A 9,947-nucleotide genomic window follows, 5' to 3' on the forward strand; every position below is an offset into this window, starting at 1 on the left:
AAAACGTCACCCTTTCTCATTTATATTATGTAAGAAAGAATAACGTTTTTTTGTACTTGGGGGTAGTAAAAGCCCTTAAGTTGATGGGCATGTATGGTTAGGCCTAGTAAAAGAATATGAAGCACAAGGAACAACGAAACATACAGCTGAAATTGAATGATATTTACAATAGCAGACGAGGCCTGATCATTCCATGTTCTTGCACCATCGCCCATGCTATAATCCATTAAGTTCAGAAAATCCCTATTTTTCGCTCTTGTCAATGCACGACCTTGTGCATTCCTATGCTCATAAATTATTGTATAATCACCGAACTTATGTGTACGTATGGAAGACACTTTATCATTACTAACCGCATTAAAATTGGTTAAGGTGACTGGGATTTCTATCTGTATTTACATTAAATTGATGTCATGATAAAAGGTAGAATAAATTTGTCAACAGAGTTGTAATGCTTTCAAAAAATTAGGTGCAATGGGATGTTCCTTTACATAAGATTTAAACTCTATTTTATTATCGAAGCCCAATATTGTAGCTTTTTCATTTCCTTCACCTGGTGTTGCAACCTGATAAGGTTGCCGCCGATGTATTAGATACACTAAATATCATTGTTCCAGTTAATAAAGTGGTAGAAACTACACACATAATACGTTTCAAACTCATCACTCCTTATAACGCATTGTACAATGGAAAGATTCCCATAGTAAGCCCTTCATTTATTTCTCAATGATGTGTTCTTATAAAGCCCGCAAGTAACGAAAGGAAACTGAAATAGACCAAACAACACTTTACGAAGGAGTTTGGCTGTTCCCAATACACGGTAAACTTGATTAGCCAGAAAGTATCGGTTCCCTGTAGCGCGATGAGTAAACAAAAGCAATTTGTATGACAAGGCATGAACTATTTCATAACAACCGGAACAGGTCTTTGGAATATCATTGCTTCATAAGAGAATGTCCTCTCTTATTAACATTTGTTCTTTTTCATGTTTTCGAACTAGACTGAGGGATTACAAATTAAGAAGAAAAAAGTTAGATCGCTTCATTTGCAGCATAAAACATTTAGGTTCAGCAACTTATTAGTCAAAAGAGTTCCTATTGAGAAATAAATGAAGCGCTTATTATCAAGAGAAATCCACTATACAATGTATTCGTACATATTCTATTTATAGGAGTGATGAGTTTGAAACGCCTGATGGGTATAATTTCAACGGTATTCGTAACGGGAGGATTACTTGTGCCTACGATTGATGCACAAGCTTCCACTACTGTACAAACTGAGGTGGCAACTCAAGAGGAAATGTCACAAAACTGGTAACGTCCGGACCGCTTTGATTACATGGTAAAATTACAGCGTGGCCAAAGTTCTAGTCAGTCACCTATTTTTAATTTGGACGAAAGAAGAAATCATGTGCAATTTAAAATCATGAATGAGTCAAGGTTCAGTAATTTAGTGTAAAAATTATATAAAATGGAAAACAACGGTAGAAGCCCTAATAGAGCCGTGGTAATTGAACGGGATACAGTTGATAGGAAGGCAACAAAAATATTTGATGAAAGATTTCAAAGAGGAGATTATTATGTAGAATTAGAGTGTGATCGAGACGGACATGGCAGACCAGGTCGTGGCGAATATGAAGGAAGTGCATTTATTGCTATCCTTGGATAGATAGTAATATCGCATAAATCAAGTGAAAGACAAGAACAAACCGACTTTTCATGGTTTGTTTGTTCTTTTTTAAATTTTTATATGACTTTCTCCGAAATACTGCAAACGGAGTTGTGGTGCTTCTCGTTTATAAAAAATTCGATGGGTAAATAAATTTAAACGAATAAAAATGTTTGATGAATTTTATATCATACAATGAATGCAACTTCTATCTTAATTTATCTCCTTATTTGAATTCTCTGTTCCTTGTATCTTCGTTTTATCATACACGTAATAACAGATTTTTTACTATACATTTGTGCGGATCACAGTTTTAGTTGTGTCTGTAAAACCAATAGATGACATAATAATGGTTTAATAAACCATATATAGCCGATTCTATCTTGAACAACCCATTCAGGTTCATCTACAAACGCTTTGAATTTATATATAATATGAAAATGCCTTAATGAATTAATAGGAACAGTGCCCTTATACTCACTCTTAAAATGATTATAAATAATTTTTATATCATAAAAATTTAAAACTCACTTTTCCCCCTTTAAAAAGGATAAAATTAAAGTTGTTTCTAATAAAAGAGGATTGTATTTTGAAGATAACTTCTGTATGGTAAGCCTATACTATACAAAACCTACATCCAGGAGTGTGATACATAATGAAACCAATTTTGAAAACAAGTATAGCTCTAACGCTGTTCTCTCTTTCTCTCGTGGGGTGCTAGTCGCTAGAAACACAATCAAAACAAACATCTTCACTAATGGAACAACAAGTTATGGCAAACGCTTGGTATCAAACGGCTGGAGAAGTCAAAGCGCTCTATCATCAAGGGTATAATATAGGAAAGATGAAATTAGACATGGCACTTGCCAAAGGTACCGAGAAAAAAACTGCCATCGTTTTAGATTTAGATGAAACAGTCGTGGATAATAGTTCATATCAAGCCATGATAGTAAAAGAGAAGAAAAGGTTCCCTTATAAATGGGAGAAATGGATTCAACAAGCAAAGGCAGATGCCCTCCCTGGCGCTGATTCCTTTTTACAATATGCAAATGAAAAGGGTGTAGCGATTTACTACATTTCCAATCGCAAACAAGATCAGTGAGATGCTACGTTACAAAACTTACAGAAATTGAATATTCCGCAAGCTGATAAGGAGCATGTTTTATTGCAAGGACAAGGGGAAAAAGGAAAAGAAGAGCGAAGAAAAAAAGTGACGACAGAACATGATATTGTTCTATTCTTTGGAGATAATTTATCTGATTTTACGGGATTTGATGAGAAATCTGTACAAGATAGAAATCAAGCTGTCGAAGAGATGCACGAAGCATTTGGAGAAAAGTTTATTGTATTCCCGAATCCGATGTATGGGGATTGGGAATCCGCTTTATATCAATATGACTTCAAAAAATCAGATGCTGAAAAAGACCAACTCCGCAAAGATGCATTGCGTGTATTTGAAGATGCAAAATAGCGGTCCCTCTTAGGTCAACTAGAGGGATGTTTACTATTATATTTTATAGGCTGTGGTCAGCTGTTATTTGGAAGATTGAGCGCATTCGCTCAATCTTTTTTCATACTCTCTATCCGTCCATCGACATCCGCGTGGATGAGATTGCAAAATGTAGCGAGTACCCCATACTCGTCAAGGGGATTCCCTTGATAGTGGGATATTTATATAGCAACTATATCGGGCTTCTTTACTTATCTTTACTTTTAAACAAACGTTTGATTCGGCGTCCTTCAGACGAAATCAATGTGGATTCGCTACAATTCGTTATCATCTGAACATTGCCTAGTCTATCTTTTATTAGAGAGGATGTGCTACACTTATGAAAATCTGTTGTATAAAAAGTAGGTCAAAAAAATCCTGAAATCGAGAAAAGTAGGAAGGAGTATTGTAAATGAAAAATGGTTTTAAGCTACGACCATTGGAACGGGAAGACTTAAAATTTGTACATACCCTCACGAACAATGCGAATATTATGTCTTATTGGTTTGAAGAACCGTATGAAGCATTTGTTGAATTACAAGATTTGTATGATAAACATATTCATGATCAAAGTGAACGCCGTTTTATTGTGGAGAAAAATACAGTCATGATTGGATTGGTTGAATTAGTAGAGATTGATTACATTCATAGACGAGCAGAATTTCAAATTATGATTGATCCCCACTATCAAGGCAATGGCTATGCAAGGGAGACCACCTGTTTAGCTATGCATTATGCTTTTTCTGTACTCAATTTGCACAAGCTGTATTTAGTTGTAAACACAACCAATGAAAAAGCGATTCATATTTATAAAAAGGTGGGTTTTTCTATAGAAGGGGAATTACAGGGTGAATTTTTTGTAGATGGCCAGTACCACAACGCAATCCGAATGTGTATGTTTCAAAAGGATTATTTAGAACAACTTCAAGAAAAGATAGTCCATTATCAATAGAAACAGTCTATTGATAATGTTTGAAAAAATACAGATATAAATGAGAGGTTTGTCTATGATTATTCGAAAAATAGCTATTTTGATTTTCTTGTCCTGTATATTGTTTGTCCCCTCTAAGTCATTTGCAGAAAACCTAGGGACAACACATGAACGCCTTAAATTATTTGAATATTCTTTTTATACTTATGATAAAAAGGAAATTACAGAAAGTTATTATCGGAATGCATTTGGAAAAACCGGTGTAATGCTAAAGAAAGAACTTCATAATATTATTGATAATCATAAAAAGCTATCCTACAATGCGCTATGGGAAGCACTACGTGATACAGATGAAGACCAAAATAATAGAAATAATGTTATTCTGTTCTATACAGGGCGCTCACAGGGGAAAAATACGAATGGATCTCATGTAGATGACTGGAATCGAGAGCACGTGTGGGCAAAATCACATGGTAATTTCGGGACATCTCCAGGACCTGGAACGGATCTTCATCATATAAGAGCAACCGATGTATCTGTAAACAGTTCACGTGGTAATTTAGATTTTGATAATGGGGGCACTCCTCATTTAGAAGCAACAGATTGTAAATATGATAGTGATTCTTGGGAACCTCTTGATAATGTAAAAGGAGATATTGCTAGAATGTTATTTTATATGGCTGTTCGGTATGAAGGGGACAATGGAGAAATTGATCTGGAATTAAATGATAGAGTAAACAACAATACCTCTCCTTATATGGGACGAATATCGGTCTTATTACAATGGCATAAACAGGATCCCGTGGATCATTTTGAACGAAGGCGTAATGAGCTTATTTATACAAAGTACCAACAGAATCGGAACCCATTTATTGATCATCCTGAATGGGTACAGCAAATTTGGAGCTCATAAATGGATTCATACTAAAATATTTACATAATCGTTAGTACCTTAAAACCCTTTGAAAAACTGAAATCGTTTTTCAAAGGGTTTTGTTTTTAATATAATGTGAACATATTGTACACCGTATGCTGATAGATTTCTCCGTTTGTTTTAAAAGATCCAGAAAACGTTCTTGTCTCAGGGACATATCTTCCCCCATTTGTTTCTGGATATGCGGATGTTTGTTTACAGGAAAAATAAAGATTCAAAGGAAGTTGAAACGAAACTTTTCCATTTTTATCTGTTCGTTTCTTTGCATACTCTGTATTGTCTTTTTTATTATAGATTGTAAATTCTACATCTGCTAAATTATTTCCAGGATAATACTTAAATCCCCCAGGCTCACTATGATCATATTTCCATTCCATAGCTGTCAATGTAATTTCTAATGTTCCCACTTCATTTTTTTGTATTTGTAGTGATGGTTCACTAGCTGCTTTTACATTTTGCGTTGCCGCTGTATTAAACAGAACTGCACCTATTACAAAGGGTACAGCTAGAAATCGAATTGCATATTTTACAGTTTTGTTCATTCTATTTCCTCCTTCATATATGAAATGGATTGTTCCTAATAAACATCCATTGTTCTCAATTTGTCTCCCTCGTAACAATTCCAAGTTTTACATAAAACATCTATCATGATGATAGATTCAGCTTTCATTCTTTTCTATTTCACCATGAATCAATTATATATAGGTAATTCTCATGTTAACGAAACTTAAATGAATCATTAACGATACTTTAGTTACATTGTAAATGGATTTCATATAACATACAAGGTACTATCTGTATTTCTCAACCTACGCATATTACGAATCAGAAAAAAATGTCTCCCTGTGTAGAACAGTGAAAAATCGAAACAACGTAGATGTATGGTGATTTTATGATACTTATTTTTCCTATATATGTTCTTAACATGAGATACAGGTAAGAATCAGAAAAAAGAATTTCATATTTTATAAGAAATCTACAGAATATAAGAATATATTTCTCATGTTTTAGGTTATTGACACCAAATTTTATCCTCTCTAGACTAAACATAAGATCACGTCCGAATTCGCATCAAAAGCTTACCAATCTTAAAAATTGGCAAGCTTTTTTTATTTCAGCCTGTTCATGTGATCGTACTTAATAAGGGAGGCGTTATCAATTGACATTGCTAGAAAATATATTGACGCATAATGAAACGTTTGTACAAAAACAAGAGTACGAACCTTTTTCTACGACCAAATTTCCAAATAAAAAGTTATTGATTGTAACCTGTATGGATACCAGACTGTTAACATTATTACCACAAGCATTGGGCTTACAAAATGGGGATGCCAAAGTCATAAAGAACGCAGGCGCTGTGATTTCACATCCTTTTGGTAGTATGATGCGGAGTATCATACTGGGCATTTATGAATTACAAGTGGAGGAAATTTGTGTAATTGGTCATGAAGATTGTGGCATGGCGGGTTTGCAAGCAAAGCCGCTATTAGAAAAGGTAAAACAACAAGGCATTGATTCCACTTGCATTCGTACCTTACAACATGCAGGAATCGATCTATCTACATGGTTAACCGGTTTCCGCAATGTACAAGAAAGTGTCCAACATAGTGTAGAAATCATACGCCAACACCCCTTATTACCATCTTATGTACCTGTGCATGGACTTGTCATTCATCCCAAAACAGGAAATTTAGAAGTCGTTGTAGAGGGATATTCCTACGCACATACAACAAGTCCTTAAATACATGCAGGAAAAGGAGGAAAAACGATGAGATTTTCAGGCAGATATGCAGGATATAACCTTGCGAACTTACAAAAAGATATGCTGGCAGGATTGGTTGTAGGGATTGTAGCGATTCCGCTTGCAATGGCATTTGCCATTGCTTGCGGTGTACGACCTGAATATGGTATTTATACGACAATTATCGCAGGAATTCTCGTATCCATATTTGGTGGATCAAAATATCAGATTGCAGGACCAACAGGCGCATTTGTACCCATCTTACTTGGGATTGTGATGCAATATGGCTATGAAAACTTATTAATTGCTGGTTTTATGGCAGGAATTTTACTTATTATCATGGGCGTATGCAAACTAGGAAGGTTTATCACCTTTATTCCGCGACCTGTCATGATTGGTTTTACGACTGGTATTGCGGTCATCATCTTCTCCGGACAAATTGCAAATTTTTTAGGGCTTCATCACCTGGAAAAGCAAGAAACCTTTTTTTATAATATGAAAGAAATTGGGACAAATATCGCCGAATTGAATCCGTACAGTATTCTTACCGCTTTTCTTTGCTTAGGAATTGTGGTTGCAGCTACAAAATGGTTACCTCGCATTCCAGGCGCATTATTGGGTTTGGTCGTTTCCAGTTTGATCGCAACCCTGCTATTTCCGAATCAAATTGAAACGATTGGGACTACATACGGCGATATCCCGCATCAAATACCGGACTTCCAAATGCCTGAATTTACATGGGATACTGTCCTTATGTTACTTCCAGCAGCCTGTATCATTGCGGCATTAGGTGGGATTGAATCATTGTTGTCTGCCATGGTGGCAGATAACATGGCAAACAGCAAACATAATAGTAATAAAGAACTGGTGGGACAAGGAATTGCTAATATGGTGGTACCATTATTTGGCGGCATTCCTGCGACCGGTGCTATCGCTCGGACCGCAACAAATATTAAAAATGGAGCGACTTCGCCAGTATCAGGCATGGTACATGGAATGGTAGTATTACTGGTTTTATTATTTCTATCTCCGCTTGCCTTTCATATTCCACTAGCTAGTATGGCACCGATTTTAATGGTCGTTGCTTGGAATATGAGTGAAAAGCATGAGTTTATTCATATCCTAAAAACAAAAACAGGAGATACCCTGGTATTGATTTTGACGTTCCTATTAACCGTTTTCGCAGATCTTACAACCGGAGTCAGTGTGGGGTTACTCCTTGCGTTTCTTCTGTTTATTGGAAAAATGAGCAAATCTTTACGTGTTCGAAAAGTATTGCCAGATCCAGTAGATTCCTATGTCAAGTCAGACATCGTCGCAAATGGGAAAAATTGTCCGCAAATCAGTATCTTTACTGTAGAAGGTCCTTTATTCTTCGGCACCATAAAAGAATTCGAAACATCTATAGAGTCATCCCTACAGTCTAACGCACACATTCTTCTCCTACGTATGGGAAACGTTTCTTTTATGGATACTTCGGCAGAGTCAGCAGTAGAACACATTCGAAAGAAAATGCTAGAAAAACAAGGAACCCTTTTGATTTCCGGTATCCAGCATCAACCGAAAGAAATATGCCATCAAACAGGATTATACGAAAGAATTGGCGAACCACACTTTTTCACACGTACAGGAGTAGCATTGCATTTTGCACTACAAGAATTGGAGATATCTAAATGTAAAGGCTGTAAACAATTTGCGTTTCAAGAATGTACAACACTTTCTGGACAATCTGCAGAATCAGATAAGAAACGTTCTCCCTTGGAAATCAACATGTAAATCATGAAGTAACGTGATAAGTATATCTGCTGTATGTTCGTTTGTTCACAAAAGACCTATGTTTTAGAGGACATTTCTATAAAAGGTCCTCTTTTTTCTTTCTTCTGTATGCTTCAAGAAGGAAAATGCAGAAGCACAGTTAAATACTTATAGTGGTGTCATACACCATTTTTTAAACCCATCGAAGACAAACCGAATGTATCATCTAAAGGAAGAAGGAGCGGTCCGATGGAATTAGAACAAGTTGTGCGCAAATATGAAACAGATTTATTACGTTTACCTTATGTTGTAGGAGTAGGAATGGGATGTGTACAAGGAAAAGAAGTGATTCAAGTATTTGTTTCAAAAAAAGTACCACGTTCTCAATTAAAAGCAGTGGAACAAATACCTACACAATTAGAAGCATACCCCACGAACATTATAGAAGTGGGGACCATTACAAATCATTACACGGGGTAAGGGGGCGAGTGTTATGGGAACACATTCAAATATAAAAGTGTTGACGATTCAGGAACAACAAGACATTCAAAAGGTACAGCAAAGTGTAGAGGAGGATTTCTTACAGTTTCGGAATGTAACAGGTATTGGAGCTGGTATTCAACAGGTAAACGGGGTTATGACAGGCACACCCTCTTTGCTTGTATTTGTAGACCAAAAACTACCTGTGGAAACATTAGAAACCAATCAAGTCATTCCAAAAGAAATAAACGGCATCAAAACTGACGTCATTCAAACAGGGTATCTACTTGCTGGGAATCAACAAACATTACAAGTTGATACACAGGCACTTTCCACTCGAATTCGTCCAGCCAAAGGAGGATATAGCGTTGCTCATCGAAATGTGACGGCAGGTACGATTGCGACTTGCGTATATGATATATTACCAAATGGTTCTACCAATCCGCCCGCACATGGATATGGTATCCCAAGTCGATATTATATACTAAGTAACAATCATGTATTAGCGAATAGTAATAATGCGAACATAGGCGATCCTATTTTACAACCTGGTCCAATTGATGGGGGAAGCGATCCAACGGATCGGATTGCAACTTTATCAAGGTTTGTCCCAATTACCTTTTCTTCGCAAGTACCACTTGAAAATCAAAGCAATCTCGTTGATGCTGCGATTGCAGAAGCACCATTTCATCAAATCGATCGTTCGATTCATTGGATTGGTTCTATGCAAGGCTGGCGACGACAACAAAATGTTACCGTCGGTACACGTGTCATGAAAACGGGACGGACAACAAATCATACACATGGCGTCATTACTGCAGTAAACGCAACCGTCGATGTAAATTACGGAAGTGGTAGGGTTGCACGGTTTCGAGATCAAATTGTCACAACAAACCTTTCTTCCGGAGGAGATTCTGGCTCTTTAATCACGACAAATGATGGCGTTGCC

8 protein-coding genes and 2 pseudogenes are annotated in these 9,947 nt (G+C 36.4%); 9 read left to right on the forward strand and 1 reads right to left on the reverse strand.

The window, feature by feature from the left end:
• Positions 1–1,182: 1,182 nt before the first annotated feature.
• The 5 genes and pseudogenes from F3I02_RS34450 to F3I02_RS19395 all read left to right on the forward strand — a co-directional run.
• A complete protein-coding gene (locus tag F3I02_RS34450) occupies positions 1,183–1,317 on the forward strand; it encodes a hypothetical protein (RefSeq protein ID WP_269061757.1) in 135 nt (44 codons plus the stop codon).
• Between the two features lie 186 nt (positions 1,318–1,503).
• Entirely contained in the window at positions 1,504–1,668 is a 165-nt protein-coding gene (locus F3I02_RS19380) for a hypothetical protein (protein ID WP_196477578.1), read from the forward strand.
• A gap of 754 nt (positions 1,669–2,422) precedes the next feature.
• A pseudogene (locus tag F3I02_RS19385) lies at positions 2,423–3,139 on the forward strand (5'-nucleotidase, lipoprotein e(P4) family); the annotation flags it as partial.
• A 430-nt stretch (positions 3,140–3,569) separates the two neighbouring features.
• Entirely contained in the window at positions 3,570–4,109 is a 540-nt protein-coding gene (gene speG / locus F3I02_RS19390) for a spermidine N1-acetyltransferase (RefSeq protein ID WP_196477577.1), read from the forward strand.
• A 211-nt stretch (positions 4,110–4,320) separates the two neighbouring features.
• Positions 4,321–5,001, forward strand: a pseudogene (locus F3I02_RS19395) (endonuclease I family protein); the annotation flags it as partial.
• Between the two features lie 86 nt (positions 5,002–5,087).
• Here F3I02_RS19395 and F3I02_RS19400 read toward each other — a convergent pair.
• A complete protein-coding gene (locus F3I02_RS19400; RefSeq protein ID WP_196477575.1) occupies positions 5,088–5,564 on the reverse strand; it encodes a SpaA isopeptide-forming pilin-related protein in 477 nt (158 codons plus the stop codon).
• 617 nt (positions 5,565–6,181) lie between these two features.
• On the opposite strand from F3I02_RS19400, the gene F3I02_RS19405 reads away from it, so the two are divergent.
• The 4 genes from F3I02_RS19405 to F3I02_RS19420 all read left to right on the forward strand — a co-directional run.
• On the forward strand, positions 6,182–6,763 hold the full coding sequence (locus F3I02_RS19405; RefSeq protein WP_196477574.1) for a beta-class carbonic anhydrase: 582 nt from the start codon (positions 6,182–6,184) through the stop codon (positions 6,761–6,763).
• A 27-nt stretch (positions 6,764–6,790) separates the two neighbouring features.
• Positions 6,791–8,539, forward strand: a complete 1,749-nt coding sequence (locus F3I02_RS19410) for a SulP family inorganic anion transporter (RefSeq protein ID WP_196477573.1) — start codon at positions 6,791–6,793, stop codon at positions 8,537–8,539.
• A gap of 228 nt (positions 8,540–8,767) precedes the next feature.
• The gene (locus tag F3I02_RS19415) at positions 8,768–8,998 is read left to right on the forward strand and encodes a hypothetical protein (RefSeq protein ID WP_196477572.1); all 231 of its coding nucleotides are present in this window, start codon (positions 8,768–8,770) and stop codon (positions 8,996–8,998) included.
• A gap of 13 nt (positions 8,999–9,011) precedes the next feature.
• Positions 9,012–9,947, forward strand: a 936-nt coding sequence (locus tag F3I02_RS19420; RefSeq protein WP_196478307.1) for a chymotrypsin family serine protease, incomplete at its 3' end; no start/stop codon positions are given.

The sequence above is a fragment of the Bacillus sp. SRB3LM genome (assembly GCF_015712745.1).
GTDB lineage: Bacteria > Bacillota > Bacilli > Bacillales > Bacillaceae_G > Bacillus_A > Bacillus_A thuringiensis_K.